A 17,405-nucleotide genomic window follows, 5' to 3' on the forward strand; every position below is an offset into this window, starting at 1 on the left:
CACCGGGCCGCGACCAGCGTGCTCCGATGGAGCGGTTGGTCCGGATCGCGGCGACCCTCCGCGAGCGCGGCACGGTCGGCGAGACCGGTGAGCGGCTCGCCGAGATCGCCGGGTTCGAGGGTGAGCGTCCGATGGACCAGCTCAAGCGCGACATCCGCTCCCTGACCGACCAGGGCTGGCAGATCGACAACATCGCCGGGCCGGGCGAGCCCGCCCGCTACCGGATGCGCACCGTCGACAACCGGCTCCGGGTCCGGCTGACTCCGCCCCAGCAGCGGGCGCTCCAGCGCGCCGTGCTCCTTGCCGACCGCAACGACCTGATCGACCGTCTCGGACTGGGCGACTCCGTCGACCCTGGGGGCTCGCCCCACGAAGCCGGCGTCGTGGCCGGTGTCCCCACCACCGGCCACGACGCCCTCCTCGCCACCGTGCTCCAGGCGGTGCGGATGGGAAGCCTGCTGCGATTCACCTACAAGGGCACGCCACGGGTGGTGCACCCGGAGTCGGTGCGGTCCCAGAACGGCACCTGGTACCTCCGCGGGCAGGAGGAAGGCAGTGACGGCCCCTCTGGCGACGACGCGCCGGTCAAGGCTTTCGTCGTCGCGCGGATGAGCGACGTGGCCGCCGACCCGCCGCGGTCCGCCCGGCCGGTCCGCGCTGCCCGCCACCGCGGCCTGCACCCGATGAGCTGGGAGATCGACCCGCCCGTCGAGGTGACGCTGCAGACGACGACCGAGCACCAGCCCGACGTACGACGCTGGCTCGGTGACCCGGCCGCCGAGGAGACCGACCCTTCGACAGGCTCGGGGACCCCGGGGCAGGTGACGATGCGCTACGTCGTCACGCACCGGGCGGCGCTCCGCGCGCGGCTCTACGAGCTCGGCCGGCGGGTCGTCCTCGTCGGGCCGGAGGACGTACGGAGCGAGCTGCTCGCCGAGCTGTACGAGCTGAAGGGAGGCGACTGACAGTGGCGGGCAAGGACACCCCCCGGTACGCCGCCCGGTTCGGACGCCTGCCGGCGGTGTTCGAGATGCTGCTCGCCCATCCCGACGGGGTGCCGCTGGCCACGCTGGCCGACGAGGTCGAGATCCCCGCGGAGGAGCTGCGCGAGGACCTGCTGGCGTTCTACACCGCCGACCCGCTCGAGAACGACCGGATGCTCGGGCTGTGGCGGCCGCCCGTCCTCGAGTTCCTGGGTCCCGACGGCGACGGCGACATCGACCCCCGCGACGCGGAGGTCGTCCGCGCCGTCAACGACCGTCCGACCGAGGAGCTCGGCGTCGAGTACGTCGACGCCTCCGAGCTCGCGCTGGTCCACACCGCGGCGGTCGCGCTGCACGACGTCGAGCCCGACGAGGACCTGGCCGCCGCGATCGACGTCCTCACCGAGACCATGGTCGGCACTCCGGGCGGGCAGCCCGAGCTGCCGGCCTGGAACGAGCCGCTGCGCCCCCTCCAGGAGGCCCAGCGCCACCGGCGTGCCGTCAAGATCGTCTACTCCCGCACCTGGCAGCACGGCGTCTCGACCCGGGTGATCCACCCCTACCGCCTGGTGCAGACGCGGCGGGGGTGGGAGGTCGACGCCGGCCCGCCCGACTCGGCCGGCCAGCTGCGGACCTACCTGCTGTCGGGCATCCGCGACGTGGAGAACCTCGAGCAGACCTTCGAGCTGCCGGAGGGACTGCCCACCATGCTCGACGCGCAGCGCGCCACGACCCCGGTGCGGATGGTGCTGCCGCACGGGTCCCGCTGGGCCGCGGACATGTACGCCGAGACCGTCACCGTCCTGCGCGCGGACGAGGACGACGCCGAGGTCCAGCTCGCCCTGCTGCCGCCGCTGGCCGATCGAGTGGGGATGCTGCTGCTCGCCGCCGGATCGGGCGCGTTCGTCATCGACCCGCCGGACCTCGCGAACGCCGGCGCGGTGCTGGCCGAGGAGCTGCTGGTGCACCACGGGACCCGGCCTATTCTCGAGGCATGACCGCTCCGTCCCATTACGTCACCGCCGATCCCGCCACGACCGTGCAGGCGTTCTTCGCTGCGCTCGAGGACCGCTCGGTGAAGCAGGCACTGGCGCTGGCCGACGACAAGATCGTCTGGCGCAACAGCTCGCTGCCGACGGTGCGCGGCAAGCTGGTGGGCCGGATCCTGCGCGGTCTCGATCGCGACTGGATGGGCGTCCGGGCCGACTTCCACCACGTGGCCGCCTCCGGCAACGTGGTGCTGACCGAGCGCACCGACTACCTGCGCCTCGGACCGCTGGAGATCGACTTCTGGGTGTGCGGCACCTTCCAGCTCGAGAACGACCGGATCGTGCTCTGGCACGACCACTTCAGCTGGGGCAACGTCCTCGGCGGGGTGGTTCGCGGCGTGCTGCGGATGGGCCGCGGTCGCTGAGCGGCCTCAGCCTGCTTCGCCCAGCGCCTTGTCGTCGCTGAGCCGGGCGCGGTCGGCAGCGCGGAGGCCCTCCTCCGCGGCGCGCGGGGCGTCGTTGACCTTGGTGCGGCGGTCGGCCGCCCAGGTGCCGCGGATGTTGTTGCGGCGCAGCGCCTCGGCGAAGAAGTCGTGGACGTCGAGCTCCTTCTGGCGCAGGGCGAGAGCGGTCTCGCTCGACTGGTCGTGCTCGACGCGGACGACGGCCTCGCGGACCTCGTCGAGCCGCTCGCCGATCCGCCACGCGTACGCCTCGTAGAAGGCAAGGCGAGCGGTGATGGTGGCGACCGGACGGGCGACGTAGCGTCGGCGCGACGAGTCCCAGACCGTCCGCTCGTCGCGCGCGCCCGAGGCGAGGTGGCGCTCGCAGTCGGCGACCATCTGGACCAGGAGCGACTCGTACATCGCCTTGGTCACCGCGATGTCGGACGGGAAGCCGTGCAGCGTGACGGCGGTCGAGTCGTGGCTGATCGTGCAGCGGATGTCGTTGGCGTGGGCGACGTTGAGCAGCAGCCGGACGTAACGGGCGAGACCCCGCTTGCCGCGCGCGCCGATCCGGTAGTTCTCGGCGACCGGCTGCTCGCGGCCCTCCTCCTTCGCCGTGTGGGCGCGGGCCACGGCCAGCGCGACGGAGTGGCGGGTGGCGAGCGCCTGCGCCTTCGACAGGTAGGCCGCGCGCTCGTGCTCGTTGGTCGCCCGCTCGGCTTGGCGCAGCAGCTTGGCCAGCCGGGCGAGGGTGCCGTCGTCGATCGAGTGCGTCACCTGCTCCAGTCCCTCGGCGGCGTAGGCAAGCTGCATCAGCTGGGCGGTGACGGGGAGACCGGCGTCCTCCAGCAACCGGAGGAACGTCGCGCGCCACAGCGGACTGTGCGCCTGCTCGCCGGAGAGGTGGTGGGTCAGCTCGTGCAGGACGACGGTCGCGCGCAGCGCCCAGCGCCCGCCGACCTCGAACGGGGGCAGCGCGATCGTCCGCGTCGACGGCTCGTAGACCGCCATCCGGGCTCCTGCACGGGGCCGCACGGTGACCTGTTCGAGCTCGCGGCCCTCGTAGTCCTTGCCGGCTTCGCGCAGACGCTCGAGGACTGCGTCGACGTAGGCCGTCGCTGCGGCGGGCTCGGTGAACCTCAGGTCGGGCCCCGGCTCGTAGGTCTGTCCGTCGACCGTCACCGTCGGCCGCTCCGGCGTCGTGGAGTCGAGCCACGCCGCCAGCCGGTCCTCAGCGGCGTAGACCGCGCGCTGGTCGGGGTCTCTGCTCCTGGCGGTCATGGTCCGAGTCTGCCCGACGACCCCGACACTCCTGGGAGAGCCGCGCTGGCCGCCTGTGGACAGGGCGTGTCGCTCAGGCGTCGTCGGGGGCGGGCGCCGCGGGAGGCTCGTAGAGCAGCCGCTCCCGCTCCGCGGCCAGGACCTGGCGGGCGATCTCGGCGTCGGTCGCCTCGGGGGCGGCGTCTGCCGTGGCGCTGGTGCCGGCGTACTCCTCGAACAGCTGGCGTTTGTGCGCGAGCAGCTCGTGGATCCGCTCGTCGACCGCGTCCTCGGACAGCAGCCGGTGGACCTGCACCGACTGCAGCTGCCCCATCCGGTGGGCGCGGGCCACGGCCTGCGCCTCGAGCGCTGGGTTGAGCTGCGGCTCGCACAGGACGACGACCGAGGCCGACTGGATGTTCAGCCCGACGCCGCCCGTGGTGACCTGCGCCAGCAGCGCGGCACCGCCCTCGGCCGCGGAGAACTCGTCCACCAGGCGCTGCCGCGCACCCGCCGCGACCGAGCCGTCCAGCGGGCCGAAGACCGGGCCGCTGAGCACCTTGTGCACCTCCGCGAGCACGTCGTTGAAGAACGAGTAGACGATCACCCGGCGGCCGTTGTCCTCGGCCTCCTCGACGATCTCGACGAGCCGGTCGACCTTCGGGGAGTCGAGTCCGTGCATCATCGCCGCGCGGCGCATCCGCATCAGGTTCCCGGCGGCGACGGCTTCCCGGTAGGTCGCGACGTCCTCGGGACCGAGGGGCAGCCACTCCTCGACCTCCACCAGGCCGGGCAGCTCGGCAAGGACGTCCTCCTGGTTGCGGCGGAGGTACGCCGGAGCGACCGCCCGCCGGAAGAGCCGCGGCGCGAGCTCCTCCTTCCCGGCCACCAGTCCGGGCTGCAGGTAGGAGATCAGCGTCCGGAACTCGCCGACGTGGTTCTGCATCGGGGTGCCGGTGAGCAGGATGGCGCGCTCGACACCGGCGACCAGCGCCGCCGTACGCCGCGACCGCTGTGCCTCGGGGTTCTTCACGTACTGCGCCTCGTCGACCACCACGCACGCGATGGTGGGTCCGCGGGCCCAGGCACCGGACTCCATCCAGGTGGTGTCGTACGTCGTCACCGCGATCCCGCCGCCGGACACCCACGCGGCAGCGGCGTCCTGCCACTCGGGCCCGTGGATGCGGTGCGCGTCCAGGGTCGACCGCGCCGCGATCTCGCGCAGCCAGTTCACGAGCACGCCGGGCGGGCAGACGACGAGGAAGTGCGTGGCACCGGTCGCCCACAGGTGCGCGAGCACCGCGAGCGCCTCGATCGTCTTGCCGAGCCCCATCTCGTCGCCGAGGATCACCTTGCGCTGCACCAGCGCGAACCGCGCGCCGAAGCTCTGGTAGCCGCGCAGCGCCACGGTCAGCGCCTCGGTGCGCAGCGCCTGCTCGCGCACCGACTCGACCAGGCCGGCGGGGAGCTCGCCGTGGCTCGCCTCCTCGTCCTCGGTCAGGTAGCCGAGCTCTCCCAGCATCGCGTAGTAGTCCGCCGGCCGGGAGGCGAAGTCGGCCCGGGCGTCGGACGGCACGCCGCGGGCCGAGGTCGCGGTCACGACGTCGGCCCGTCGCACCACCGTGACGATCGCGTCCGCGACCCCGGTTGCGGGCACGTTGCGCACGGGCAGCACCAGCAGCCGGTGGACGCGGTCGTCGAGCACCGCGGCGAGCGGGCGGAGGTCGTCGGCGACGGCGAGGTCGCTGCCTGCGCCGCGGGTGCGACGCACGCCGTCCCAGGCAGCGAGCGCGAGGACCGCCGCCTCGGAGACGGGGTCGAGTGTCCCTGCGAGCCGGACCGGCTGTTCGTCGGCGGTGATCTGCGCCAGCGTCTCGGCCGCGGCGACGAGGTTGTCGCGGAAGCCGCTTCCGATGCCCGGCAGCAGGTGCAGCTCGCGCCGCCGGTCGAGCACCTCCTGCACCGAGGTGATGCCGGCCGTGAGCAGCGGCGTCAGGCGCAGCGACCCCGTCGTGGCCTCCTTGAGCGTCTCCAGCGGCATCCTCGCGAGCGCCGCGTGCACGGCCGGACTCCGGTACGCGGCGACCGCCCTGACGACGGCGTCCCGGGCGCTGCGCTCCTCCTCCGCCGCCGCCCGGAGGTCGGCCATCGCACGGGGCAGCTCGCCGAAGCGAGTGGCGTCCAAGAGGCTGGGCGGAGCCGTCGCGCCGGTCGCGGCCGCGAGGCCCAGCCGCGGGTCGAGGAGATCGTCGGCCGACAGCTGCGCCGGGTCGAGCTCCCCGGTCGGCTTCGCCAGCCGGTCGAGGACCTCGGTGATCCCGGCCTGCAGCCCCCACGCGAAGAGCTCGCGCAGGTAGCTCGCGTGCGGGACGATCTGCTCGCGGCGCCTGCGGGACGCGAACATCCACCGGACCGGGGAGAGCGTCCGCGCCGCGTCCACCGCGGCCGGTGCGCGATCAGTGAGCTGCGTCAGCGCGGTGGCCTCCTGCGGAGCTGGCTGCGGGAGGTCCGCTCGGGCCACCAGCGCGCGGAGCAGCGACTCTGCGTCGTCCTTGGACAGGAGCAGCACCCGCCACGCCACCTCGCTCGCGCGCGCGACCGGGACTGCGGCCGAGGCGAGCTCCGCGAGCCGGCGGCGTACGTCCTCGTGGGTCGCGGCCTGCCGCTCCTGCACCCGGCGCGCCTGGGAGATCCACGCTGCCACCGCTCGGGCGGCGTCGCGGGTCTCGCGTCGCTCCTGCTTGTCCAAGTGCCGCGGCACGCCGGAACCGTACCGGGACGCGTGGGGCACGGTCCTGGTTCCTTCGGACTAAGGCGAGATCTTCCGGTTCGACCTCCGTTCCGGCCACTGCCGCGGGCACCCCGGAGGCGCTAGGTTCTCGGCAAGTCACGGAGGGGGAAGGCATGGTTGTGGGGAGCTGGGGAGAGGCGTATCTCACGCGGCTGCGCGGGTGCGCGGTGCGGATGGGGCGCGAGCTGGTGGAGATCAGTGCTCGCGATCGCGCGGTCAGGCTGGTCGAGGCCGAGGCGCGGACGGTCGAGGAAGGGTTCGGCGCGGGGCTGCTGGCGCTGGAGTCCTCCAGCCGGGTCCGGACCCTCGACCCGCTCCAGGGAGCCGCCTGGCTGGTCGCCGGCGAACCGCCACGAGCGCGGTGGGAGTCGCTGCCGCAGCTGGCGGCGTACGTCGAGCTGCTCCGGGCGGGGTATCCGGAGGCCGCGGTGCGGTTCGAGACGCCCGCAACCGAGCTGGGGCTCGATCTCGCGGCGGTGAACGACGACGGGCAGGTGCTCCTGCTCGGCGTCGCGCGCGCGGAGCCGCTGGAGCTCGCGAAGCTCGAGGCGCTGGTGCCGACCTTCGACGGCGAGGATGCGCGGTCGGTGCGGGACGTCCCGGGCAGGGAGGCGCAACGCCTCGCCTACCAGCTGTGGAGCACCCGCGCGCCGTACCTCTGGATGGTCGCGGCCGGTGACCGGCGACTGTTCCGGGTGGGGTACGGCCGCACCATCACCCTCACCCGGGGTCGGGTGCTGCCGATGCCCGAGGAGCTCTGGCCGTTCGGGTTCGACGGTCCCACGCCGCGGGTCGCGTTCGTGGGCGCGACGGCCGTCGCCGGCTGACGGCCAGAAAAATGTAAGACGCCCGCAAGTGTCTCGGGTCACCTGCGGGCGTTGCAGGAATTATGCACCCCGGGCCGCTGGTTGTCGCCGGGTTGTCGGCGATCGGCGAAGATTTTGCCTGGACTTACCCGACCAGAGAACGCGAGAGCCCGGGTGGTGGACACCCGGGCTCTCGATCTGTACACCCCCTCGGACTCGAACCGAGAACCCGCTGATTAAGAGTCAGCTGCTCTGCCAATTGAGCTAGGGGTGCTGGCGGTGAAGCGACGGCAAACGTTACCAGCGGGCGAGGGCCGCGGAAAAATCGGAAACCACCCTGACGACCATGCCGACAGCCGGGGTGAGGCCGGAAGTCACCGCGACTCGAGAACGGCCTGTGCGGCGTTGTGCCCGCCGATGCCGGAGACGGCACCACCGCGGCGCGCGCCCGAGCCGCAGAGGAGCACGGAGCCGTAGCTCGTCTGCACGCCCCACCGCTCCGCCGGCGTCTCGAGCCGCGCCCGGTCGGGGGCCCACGGCCACTCGAGGTCGCCGTGGAAGATGTGGCCGCCGGGCATCGCCAGGTCGCGCTCGATGTCCTGGGGGATCTTCGCCTCGATGCACGGGTCGCCGTTCGCGTCCCGCGCGACGCAGGTCTCGATGGGCTCGACGAGGTGGGCGTCGAGAGAGGCGATCGCGCGGCGTACCGCCTCCGCCTTGGTGCCCTCGGGGTCCGCCTCGAAGAGCGCGGGCGGGGTGTGGAGCCCGAAGTAGGTCAGGGTGTGCATGCCGCCGGGCACGTCGCCGAGGATGCTGGGGTCGGTCAGCGAGTGGCAGTAGACCTCGCCCGGCAACGGGTCCGGCAGTCGGCCGGAGACCGCCGCTCCGTAGGCCGCCAACAGCTCGCCGTAGCCCTCGGAGAGGTGCAGCGTGCCCGCGAAGGCGACCTCGGGGTCAACACCCGACTTGAGCCGTGGCAGCCGGTCGAGCAGGAAGTTGACCTTGAGCTGCGCGCCCTGCGGCTTCGTGGTCTCGTCGTGCGGCTCGCCGAGGAGCAGCCCGAGCACCCACGGCGCGACGTTGGCGAGGACGACGCCCGCCTGCAACCCGTGCTCGACGTGGCCGTCGTGCCAGCGGACGTCGGTGACTCCGTCGCCGGGCCGGATCGCGCTCACCCCGGCGCCGGTGACGATCTCGGCGCCGGCGTCCGCGGCCGCCTTCGTCAGCGCCTCCGTCACCGCACCCACGCCGCCGACCGGCACCCGCCAGTCGCCCGTGCCGTTGCCGATCAGGTGGTAGAGGAAGCATCGGTTCTGGACCAGCGAGGGGTCGTGCAGCGAGGCGAACGTGCCGATCAGGGCATCGGTGGCGACCACGCCGCGCACGGTGTCGTCGGAGAACCGACGCTCGATCGTCTCGCCCAGCGGGGAGTCGACGATCTCGTCCCAGATGGTCGCGGGGACCTGGGAGCGGATCCTGCTCGCGCGGGGCAGCGGCTGGAGCAGCGTCGGCGCCACCGCCCAGCCGAGACGGGCCACCTCGGTGTAGAACGCCCGCCAAGCGTCGTACTCGTCGTCGGTGCCGGTGAGCTGCCGGAACGACTCCCGCGTCGCGTCGCCCTCGATCCGCTCGATGAGGAGCCCGCCGGGCTTGCCGTCGCGGACCACGGGTGTGTAGGACGCCGTCTGGCGCGAGACCAGCTCGATGTCCAGACCGAGCTCGCGCACGACCTGGTCGGGCATCAGCGAGACCAGTTCGGAGTAGCGGGAGAGCCGGGTCGGGCGACCGGGGAACGCCTCGCCGCTGACCGCGGCGCCGCCGACATGGCCGAGGCGCTCGAGAACGACGACCGACAACCCTGCCTTCGCGAGGTAGGCCGCGGCGGTGAGGCCGTTGTGTCCGCCGCCGACGATCGCGACGTCGTACCTGGTACGGGAAGTCACTTGCCGACACTATCGGTCGGTCGTCCCGGGAATGCGCCAGGGAGGGATATAGTTGACTTGGCAACTACCACTGCCGAACCCCCTGGAGGTGGGCGAGATGCCCGCGATCACCGTCGACGACCTCACCGTGCTCGATCGGGTCACGAAGCCCGGGCTGGGCGACCAGCCGCGGCCGGTCTGGCAGGTCACCACCGCGCCGGAGGGCTACGAGGGCGAGGGCTTCCCCGTACGGCGTGCGTTCGCCGGCATCGACCTCCGCCAGCTGGACCCGTTCGTCATGATGGACCAGATGGGCGAGGTGGACTACGCGCCGGGCGAGCCGAAGGGCACGCCCTGGCACCCGCACCGCGGCTTCGAGACCGTCACCTACATCATCGACGGCGTCTTCGACCACCACGACTCCCACGGCGGCGGCGGCAGCATCACCGACGGCGACACCCAGTGGATGACCGCCGGCAGCGGCTTGCTGCACATCGAGGCGCCGCCGGAGTGGCTGGTCGAGAAGGGCGGCCTCTTCCACGGCATCCAGCTCTGGGTCAACCTGCCGCGCGACGCCAAGATGAACGACCCCCGCTACCAGGACATCCGCTCCGGCCAGGTCGCGCTGCTGACCACACCCGACGCCGGCGCCCTGGTGCGCGTGATCGCCGGCTCGGTCGACGGCCACGCCGGTCCCGGCTCGACCTTCACCCCGATGTCGCTCGTGCACGCGACCATCGAGCCCGGCGCGCGGCTCGACCTGCCGTGGGCCGCCGACTACAACGCCCTCGTCTACGTCCTCAACGGACGCGGGACGGTGGGCGTGGAGGGCCGACCGATCCGGATGGGTCAGTCGGCGGTGCTCGGCTCCGGTGACTATCTGACCGTCACCGCCGACCGCACCCAGGAAGGCCGATCGCCGCAGCTCGACGTCATCGTCGTCGGCGGCCGGCCGATCAAGGAGCCGATCGCGTGGGCCGGTCCCTTCGTGATGAACACCAAGTCCGAGGTGCTGGACGCCTACACCGACTTCCAGAAGGGCCGGTTCGGACACATTCCAGCGTGAGATCGTCGCCGCTGGTTGAGGTGCGAGGCCGCCCGCGGCCGAGCCTCGAAACCACCGGCGGCCTTGGTTTCGAGGCTCCTGCCTGAGACGCCCATCGGCGACCGCGTGCGGGTCGCACCTCAACCAGCGGCATAGGCTCCCACGGCATGGCCTGCCTCTACCGCGACGCGTTCGGCATCCCGCACCTGAGGGCGGACTCGATCCTCGACCTCGCGCACGCCCAGGGACGGGTGACCGTCGCCGATCGGGCCTGGCAGCTCGAGTGGCTGCGGCGCCGCGCGAACGGCACGACCGCGGAGGTCGCGGGCGAGCCCGGACTGTCCTGGGACCGGTTCTCGCGGCGGATGCGCACGGTCGAGACGGCGCAGCGGGCGTTCGCGGCGTGCACCGAGGAGACGCAGCGGTTCGTGTCGGCGTACGTCGACGGGGTCAACGAGGCGCTCGCGGAGCTGGACCCGGGGACGGTGCCGGAGCTGAGCAGGCTCCGGATCGCACCAGGGGAGTGGGAGCCGTGGATGCCGCTGGCGACCTTTCTCGCCCAGCACCTGCTCTTCGCCAACATCGGCGGCCTCCTCTGGAAGCGTCTCGCAGCCGACGTGCTCGGCGACGACGTGCGCTTCCTCTCGCACCAGGACCCCACCGCCTCCGGCAGCAACGCGTGGGCGGCCGGTGGCGAGCGGACGGCGAGCGGGCTGCCGCTCATCGGCGGTGACCCGCACCGGATCATCGAGCAACCCGGCGTCTACCAGCAGGTGCGGCTCGCTTGCGAGGACCCGGTCGATCGTTTCGACGTGGTGGGCTACACGTTCGTCGGGGTGCCCGGGGTGCAGCACTTCGCGCACGCGGGCGAGGTGGCCTGGGCGATCACGAACGCCTGCGCCGACTACCAGTACGTGACCGACGACGACGGGTCGGACGTCGTCGAGCGGCACACCGAGACGATCCGCGTGCTCGGAGCCGACCCGGTGGAGATCGACGTCGTCGCGACCGCCCGTGGGCTGGTCTTCGAGGACGGCCTGGCGGTCCGCACCAGCTCGTGGGAGCTCGGCGAGCTCGGCTTCGACGCGATCCTCGGGCTGCTGCGGGCGCGGACGGTTGACGACGTCGACCGCGCGCTCGACAGTTGGGTGGAGCCGGTCAACAACGCCGTCATCGCCGACCGCGCGGGTGCGGTGCGCTACCGGATCGCCGGCCGGGTCCCGGTGCGCGACGGCTCGGGGGCCTGGGCCGGGTGGCTCACCGAGCCGAACCGGGCCGACGTCCCCCGCGACGGCCACGTGGTCACGGCCAACGAGTGGCGCGGACCCGAGTCCGATGCGATCGGCACCGTCTTCGCGGCGCCGTACCGGGCCGACCGGCTGCATGCCCTCCTGGACGGCCGCAGCGGACTCACCCGGGACGACTACGTCGCGTTCCACAACGACGCGCTCCTGCAGACGGTGCCGATGGTGACCGCGCTGGTGCCGGGAGCGTTCGACGACTTCGACGGCGTGATGGACAGCGGCTCGGCAGGGGCCGCGCGCTACGCGGCCTTCCGCAGCGCACTCGTCCGGCGCCTCTGCGACGAGCCGGTCTTCGCGAAGCTCTTCGACCCGCCCGCGGACCACCAGCACGAGGAGATCTTCGCGCCGTGGCTCAACGCGGCGTACCGGATCGGGCTCGCGCTCCCGCGTCTCGCCAACGAGACGACGGCCGGGCACCGGCCGTTCGGGATCGACCTCGTCGCGCACGCGCAGGCCGCCCTCGCCGAGGTCGACGCCGCCGGCACCCCGGCGACGTGGGGCGACACCCACGTCACCGACCCGGTGCACTGGTTCGCACTGCTGACCGGCCACGACTACGACGCGCTCCCACGGCTGCCGCTGTCCGGCGACGCCGACTGCGTGCGGTGCTGCGTGTCCTACCCAGCGATCACCGACGAGTGCAGCCGCGGCTCGGTGGCCCGCTACGTCTGGGACCTCGCCGACCGCACCGTCGGCGGCTGGGTCGTCCCCACCGGAGCCGACGGGCGACCCGGCGACGCCCACCACCACGACCAGCTCCCGTTGTGGGCGGCCGGCGAGCTCGCGCCGATCGTCGACGACTGGGACGTCCTCACCGAGGTCGGTCGGTGACGTCCTTCTCGAAGAAGTGGGTGGCGTGCGGGTCGCTACCGGGATACCGCGGCACCGCCCGATAGCCCGAGCGTTCGTACATCGCGATCGCCTCGGCGAGCACCTCGTTGGTGTCCAGCACCAGGCGGGTGCAGCCGCGCTCCCGAGCGAGCGCCTCGAGGTGGCGCAGCATCCGCGACCCCAGGCCGGCGCCCCGCCAGTCGGGATGGACCCACATCCGCTTGATCTCGATGGCGTGCTCGTCCACTGCCGGTGCCGGGCGGATGCCGCCGTACGCCACCGGCTCACCGTCGCTGCTGGCGAGGACGTACGTCGAACCGGGCCCTGACGCTGCTGCTGCGACCGGATCGCCGGGCGCGTAGCCGGTGGGGAACCGCTCGTCGATCTCGGCGAGGTAGCGCCCCAGCGCCACTCGCGCGCCAGGATCGTCGGCCGCCACCTCCCGCAGCCGCACGGTCGCCGCGCGGACCAGCAGGTCGGCCGTCGCGAGCGCCTCGGCCAGCCGTTCGCGCTGGCGGTCCGTGAGCGGAGCGACGATCCGCGTGGCCAGCTCCTCGGACCGGTCGTCCAGCTCCTGGCGGGCGCCCCGCCCCGCGTCCGTGAGGAGGACGACGCGCCGGCGCTGGTCGTCCGGGTCCGGGCGGGTGGTGACCAGGCCCTCCGCCTCCAGGCTGCGCAGCATCCGGGAGAGGTGACCGCTGTCGAGGTCGAGCCGCTCCCGCAGGTCGCGCACGGTGACGCCGTCGACCGGATCGCCGGCGCCGATCTCGAAGAGCAACCTGCTGACCGCGAGCGGCCGGCCGGTGCCGAGGAACGACTCCTCGAGCACGCCGATCCGCTGGGTGTAGGTCCGGTTGAAGCGGCGCAGGACTGCCGTCGTACTCACAATGTCTGACCTTAGTCAGAGAACAGGCTGCGGGGAAGCGTGGCCGTGACCGACCTGGGCGAGACCGGCAGCGATGGTCGCCTGGTAGCGGAGGCTCGGCGCCCTCCGCTCGCGGCGGTGGTGAGCCCGGCGAGCGGTGAAGGTGACGACCGGGGTGCCGTCGAGGCTCCGGGTGGTCACCAGCGTCTCGTAGCGCCCGCTGCCGAGCGAGTGGCTGCCGTCACCCGACCGACTGACGATGGTGCGGATCCGGTGCTCGAGGTCGGGGCGGTTGCCCGGCTCGTCGTGCATCTCCTGGGTGATCAGGTCGGCCAGCTGCTGCACGGTGATCAGCCATCCCCGGGCGGCCACCGGGCCCGGAGTCGCGGGGTCGTAGAACGCCATCCCCCCGCCCCAGACGGTCGACATCCCCGCGAAGTAGACGCTGCCGGGCAGCCAGAGGGGCTTGGTGGCGGCCGGTGGGGTGGTGTCGCGGCAGCCGGGATGGGTGCGCGTCCCGCCCTCGGGGCAGCCGCCGCGCAGGTAGCAGCCGAACCTCGCCGCATCGGTGTTCGAGCCGTACGCGGCGTACCACACGGGTCTGGTCGGGGTCATGTCGATCTGTACGAGGCTAGTGTCCCGGACTTGAAATCCGCACCGTATCTCGCGCCCCGAGCACGCACCTCTGCGTTGGCCTCGCTCGGAAGACGCCCAGTCTGCCGTCGCGACGCCGCCTTGCGATGCACGCACTCGGACCACGATCTACGGCACGGATTTCGCGCCCGGGACACTGGCGCCGAAAAAGCACGAGGGCCGGATCCGTGGGAATCCGGCCCGCGTGGGGTCTGGGGTGAGTAACGGGACTTGAACCCGCGACATCCGCGACCACAACGCGGCGCTCTACCAGCTGAGCTATACCCACCATGGGCCTGTCGGCCGGGGACGAGTGTAGTGGTCTCAGGCCGTCCCGGCAGAATCGGCATCCGGCTGCGGGCCGGGGCGATCGGCACCGAGCCCGGTGATCGACCCGCCATGCCGCTGCGCGGCGACCGTGGCGGCATCGCTGTCGGGACCGGGCAGCGGCACGAAGACTGTGTCGCGGTAGTAACGGAGCTCCTCGATGCTCTCCTGGATGTCGGCGAGGGCGCGGTGGTTGCCGCGCTTCGGCGGGGCGCCGAAGTAGGCCCGGGGGTACCACCGCCGGGCGAGCTCCTTGATCGAGCTGACGTCGACGATCCGGTAGTGCAGGAACCCGTCGAGCACCGGCATGTCGCGGGCGACGAAGGCACGGTCGGTCGCCACCGAGTTGCCGGCGAGCGGTGGCCGGCTCTCCGCGGGACAGTGCTCCGCGAGGTAGGCCATCACCTGCTCCTCGGCCTCGGCCAGGGTGACCCCGCCCGCCAGCTCGTCGAGGAGGCCCGAGGTCTCGTGCATGGTGCGCACGAAGTCGATCATCTGGTCGAGGGCCTCGGCAGGCGGCTTGACGACGATGTCGATGCCGTCGCCGAGCACGTTGAGGTCGAAGTCGGTGACCAGGGCCGCGACCTCGATCAGCGCGTCGGCGCGGAGGTCGAGCCCAGTCATCTCGCAGTCGATCCAGACCAGTCGCTCATTCACGGGGGGAACCCTACGCGGTGCGCCTCACCGTCTCCTCAGGCTCGGCTCAGGCCAGTGTCCTACGCTCACGGTCCATGGAAGGCAGGGCGCACGCGTGGCTGGGGCTGATCGCCCGGCTGCTCACCGGTGGCGTCTGGATCGTCGCCGGGGCCCTCAAGGTCACCGACCCGGCGGCCAGCATCGCCGCCGTCCGCGCGTACGAGCTGTTGCCGGGTTCGCTGGTCGAGCCGGTGGGCTACGCCCTCCCCGCCGTCGAGCTCGTCGTCGGCGTCGCCCTCGTCCTCGGGGCGTTCACCCGCGGTGCGGCAGTCGTCTCGGCGCTGCTGTTCGTCGCGTTCATCATCGGGATCGCCTCGGTCTGGGCGCGCGGCATCGAGATCGACTGCGGCTGCTTCGGCGGTGGTGGCCCCAAGGAGGACGCCGCGTCGTCGTACCCCTGGGAGATCGCGCGTGACGTCGCCCTGCTGATCGCCTCCCTCTACCTCGTCGTCGTCCGGCGGACCCGTCTCGCCGTCGACAACCTGCTCTTCCCGACCCGCGCCACCGGCGCCGAGGTCCCCGATCCCGACCCCGTCGAACAAGGAAGCTGAATGTCCTCGAAGTCGTCCAACACGTCCAAGGCCGCGGCCCGCACCGCCAAGGCAGCCGAGCTGCGGGCCGAGCAGGAGCGGGCCGAGAAGCGCCGCCGGCTGCTCATGATCGGTGGCGTCGTCGCGCTCTTCGTCCTGATCGTCGGCGGCGCCATCGTGGTGACCGTCCTCAGCAAGGAGGACGTCGAGGCGCCCGCAGCTGGTGAGAGCGAGTACGGCGTCACCATCGGAGATCCCGAGGCTCCGCACGACGTCGTGGTCTACGAGGACTTCCTCTGTTCGCACTGCGCGAAGTTCGAGGAAGCGTCGCACCAGGAGCTTGCCGACCTCGCAGCGGAGGGCAAGGTCTTCGTCGAGTACCGGCCGTTCAACCTGCTCGGTGACAACACCCTTCCCAATGCGTTCGCCGTGGTGTTGGACGAGTCCGGAGCGGAGGTCGCCAAGGAGTTCCACGACCTGTTGTACGCGAACTACGCGGACCACGCAGAGGCGCTCCCGGACGCCGACGAGCTCGTCGACCTGGCCGTCGAGGCGGGTGCTGACGCCGACGCCGTCCGTCCAGGCATCGAGGACCTCGCGCGCGCCGGCTGGGTCGAGGAGGCGACCGAGGAGGCCGCTGACGCAGGGGTCTCGAGCACGCCGACGGTCGTGCTCGACGGCGAGGTGGTCTCCGACTGGTCGAGCGAGCAGGACCTCGCCGACAAGGTCATCGAGGCCGTCGAATGACCGGCCTGCGGGAGGGCTTCGTTGCAGGCCTGCCCAAGGCCGAGCTGCACGTCCACCACGTCGGCTCGGCCTCGCCGCGGATCGTGAGCGAGCTCGCCGCGCGGCACCCCGGCACGGTGCCGAGCGACCTGGAGGAGCTCCGCCGGTTCTTCGAGTTCCGCGACTTCGGGCACTTCGTCGAGGTGTACCTGGCGGTCGTCGACCTGGTGAAGACACCGGAGGACATCCGCTACCTGACCTACGAGGTCGCCCGCGAGCTCGCGGAGGCACAATCGGTCCGCTACGCGGAGCTGACCTGCACGCCGTACACCTCGGTGCTGCCGCACGAGCCCGAACGCGGCATGCCGATCGAGGCCTACACGGAGGCGATCGAGGACGCGCGCGTGGCCGCGGAGCGCGACTTCGGGCTCGTGCTGCGCTGGATCTACGACATCCCGGGGGAGTTCGGGCTGCCTGCCGCCGAGGAGACGGTGCGGTTCGCGGTCGACCACGGGCCGGCCGCGCTGGTCGGGTTCGGGCTCGGCGGCCCGGAGGTCGGGGTCGATCGGCCGCAGTTCAAGCCGCACTTCGACGCCGCGCGCGCCGCCGGGCTGCACTCGGTGCCGCACGCCGGTGAGACCACGGGCCCGGAGACGGTCTGGTCGGCGCTGCGGGACCTGGGCGCCGAGCGTATCGGTCACGGCACCTCTGCTGCCCAGGACCCGGCGCTGCTCGCCCATCTCGCGACGGAGGGCATCCCGCTCGAGGTGTGCCCGTCGTCCAACGTCGCCACTCGTGCCGTCCCCTCGCTGGCGGAGCACCCGCTGCCGGCGTTCGTCGCGGCCGGCGTCGTGGTGACCATCAACTCCGACGACCCCCCGATGTTCGGGACCACCCTCAACCAGGAGTACGGCGTCGCCGCCGACCTGCTGGGCCTCGACGAGGCAGGCGTCGCCGATCTGGCCCGGACGGCGGTGCGGTCCTCGTGGGCGCCGGACGACGTACGACGCCGGATCCTCGACGAGATCGACACCTACTCCGGCGGCTGACGGTCCCGAAAAAGCTCTCGGCCCCAGGGCTCGTACGCTCCGAGCCTGCCGGTCCGCCGGCCTGTCTGCCGAGGTCAAGGGCGAGATAGACCGCCGCCGCGCCGCCACTCGTGGCGCCGCCTAGACCGAGCAGGTGGTCGGTCGGACACGAGGCTTATCCCATCTGATCACTTCCTGGGTTATGCCCAGAGGTGTGCAGGGG

The 17,405-nt window shown here is 72.3% G+C and carries 15 protein-coding genes and 2 tRNA genes; 9 read left to right on the top strand and 8 right to left on the bottom strand.

What is annotated here, in order from left to right; genetic code table 11:
- Nucleotides 1-26 precede the first annotated feature (26 nt).
- The 3 genes from SHK19_RS05755 to SHK19_RS05765 are packed head-to-tail and all read left to right on the top strand — an operon-like array spanning nucleotide 27 to nucleotide 2,397.
- Entirely contained in the window at nucleotides 27-965 is a 939-nt protein-coding gene (locus tag SHK19_RS05755; RefSeq protein WP_322938085.1) for a helix-turn-helix transcriptional regulator, read from the top strand.
- A gap of 2 nt (nucleotides 966-967) precedes the next feature.
- Complete coding sequence (locus SHK19_RS05760) at nucleotides 968-1,981, top strand: helix-turn-helix transcriptional regulator (protein ID WP_322458273.1); 1,014 nt, start codon at nucleotides 968-970, stop codon at nucleotides 1,979-1,981.
- On the top strand, nucleotides 1,978-2,397 hold the full coding sequence (locus SHK19_RS05765) for a limonene-1,2-epoxide hydrolase family protein (RefSeq protein ID WP_322458274.1): 420 nt from the start codon (nucleotides 1,978-1,980) through the stop codon (nucleotides 2,395-2,397). The genes SHK19_RS05760 and SHK19_RS05765 overlap by 4 nt, the downstream gene beginning before the upstream one ends.
- Nucleotides 2,398-2,403: 6 nt before the next feature.
- Here SHK19_RS05765 and SHK19_RS05770 read toward each other — a convergent pair whose 3' ends face one another.
- Together SHK19_RS05770 and SHK19_RS05775 are read right to left on the bottom strand one after the other, a co-directional pair.
- On the bottom strand, nucleotides 2,404-3,699 hold the full coding sequence (locus SHK19_RS05770; protein ID WP_322458275.1) for a DUF2786 domain-containing protein: 1,296 nt from the start codon (nucleotides 3,697-3,699) through the stop codon (nucleotides 2,404-2,406).
- 73 nt (nucleotides 3,700-3,772) lie between these two features.
- Entirely contained in the window at nucleotides 3,773-6,439 is a 2,667-nt protein-coding gene (locus SHK19_RS05775) for a DEAD/DEAH box helicase (RefSeq protein ID WP_322938086.1), read from the bottom strand.
- A 143-nt stretch (nucleotides 6,440-6,582) separates the two neighbouring features.
- Between SHK19_RS05775 and SHK19_RS05780 the strand changes: the two genes are divergently transcribed.
- Complete coding sequence (locus SHK19_RS05780) at nucleotides 6,583-7,296, top strand: hypothetical protein (RefSeq protein ID WP_322458277.1); 714 nt, start codon at nucleotides 6,583-6,585, stop codon at nucleotides 7,294-7,296.
- A 180-nt stretch (nucleotides 7,297-7,476) separates the two neighbouring features.
- Here SHK19_RS05780 and SHK19_RS05785 read toward each other — a convergent pair.
- Together SHK19_RS05785 and SHK19_RS05790 are read right to left on the bottom strand one after the other, a co-directional pair.
- Nucleotides 7,477-7,549: transfer RNA gene (locus SHK19_RS05785), tRNA-Lys, on the bottom strand.
- Between the two features lie 100 nt (nucleotides 7,550-7,649).
- Nucleotides 7,650-9,218: a phytoene desaturase family protein gene (locus SHK19_RS05790; protein ID WP_322938087.1), complete on the bottom strand. Its 1,569-nt coding sequence runs from the start codon at nucleotides 9,216-9,218 to the stop codon at nucleotides 7,650-7,652.
- A 97-nt stretch (nucleotides 9,219-9,315) separates the two neighbouring features.
- On the opposite strand from SHK19_RS05790, the gene SHK19_RS05795 reads away from it, so the two are divergent.
- Together SHK19_RS05795 and SHK19_RS05800 are read left to right on the top strand one after the other, a co-directional pair.
- A complete protein-coding gene (locus tag SHK19_RS05795; RefSeq protein WP_322938088.1) occupies nucleotides 9,316-10,263 on the top strand; it encodes a pirin family protein in 948 nt (315 codons plus the stop codon).
- 146 nt (nucleotides 10,264-10,409) lie between these two features.
- Entirely contained in the window at nucleotides 10,410-12,377 is a 1,968-nt protein-coding gene (locus tag SHK19_RS05800; protein ID WP_322938089.1) for a penicillin acylase family protein, read from the top strand.
- Here the strand turns inward: SHK19_RS05800 and SHK19_RS05805 are convergent.
- The 4 genes from SHK19_RS05805 to orn all read right to left on the bottom strand — a co-directional run bounded on the left by SHK19_RS05805 (nucleotide 12,358) and on the right by orn (nucleotide 14,826).
- The gene (locus SHK19_RS05805) at nucleotides 12,358-13,263 is read right to left on the bottom strand and encodes a helix-turn-helix domain-containing GNAT family N-acetyltransferase (protein WP_322938090.1); all 906 of its coding nucleotides are present in this window, start codon (nucleotides 13,261-13,263) and stop codon (nucleotides 12,358-12,360) included. The genes SHK19_RS05800 and SHK19_RS05805 overlap by 20 nt on opposite strands.
- Nucleotides 13,264-13,278: 15 nt before the next feature.
- Complete coding sequence (locus tag SHK19_RS05810; RefSeq protein ID WP_322938091.1) at nucleotides 13,279-13,857, bottom strand: histone deacetylase; 579 nt, start codon at nucleotides 13,855-13,857, stop codon at nucleotides 13,279-13,281.
- Between the two features lie 231 nt (nucleotides 13,858-14,088).
- Nucleotides 14,089-14,164, bottom strand: a tRNA-His gene (locus SHK19_RS05815).
- Nucleotides 14,165-14,199: 35 nt separating this feature from the next.
- The gene (gene orn / locus SHK19_RS05820) at nucleotides 14,200-14,826 is read right to left on the bottom strand and encodes an oligoribonuclease (protein WP_405030486.1); all 627 of its coding nucleotides are present in this window, start codon (nucleotides 14,824-14,826) and stop codon (nucleotides 14,200-14,202) included.
- Nucleotides 14,827-14,933: 107 nt separating this feature from the next.
- Here orn and SHK19_RS05825 point away from each other — a divergent pair, with 107 nt between their 5' ends.
- Genes SHK19_RS05825 through SHK19_RS05835 form a run of 3 tightly spaced genes read left to right on the top strand, consistent with a single transcriptional unit; the run spans nucleotide 14,934 to nucleotide 17,203 of the window.
- Nucleotides 14,934-15,449, top strand: coding sequence for a MauE/DoxX family redox-associated membrane protein (locus SHK19_RS05825; protein ID WP_322458284.1), 516 nt, complete (start codon nucleotides 14,934-14,936; stop codon nucleotides 15,447-15,449).
- A complete protein-coding gene (locus SHK19_RS05830; RefSeq protein ID WP_322458285.1) occupies nucleotides 15,450-16,175 on the top strand; it encodes a DsbA family protein in 726 nt (241 codons plus the stop codon).
- Complete coding sequence (locus SHK19_RS05835; protein ID WP_322938093.1) at nucleotides 16,172-17,203, top strand: adenosine deaminase; 1,032 nt, start codon at nucleotides 16,172-16,174, stop codon at nucleotides 17,201-17,203. The genes SHK19_RS05830 and SHK19_RS05835 overlap by 4 nt, the downstream gene beginning before the upstream one ends.
- The last annotated feature ends 202 nt before the right edge of the window (nucleotides 17,204-17,405 follow it).

It is taken from the genome of Nocardioides bizhenqiangii (assembly GCF_034661235.1).
GTDB classification, from domain to species: domain Bacteria; phylum Actinomycetota; class Actinomycetes; order Propionibacteriales; family Nocardioidaceae; genus Nocardioides; species Nocardioides bizhenqiangii.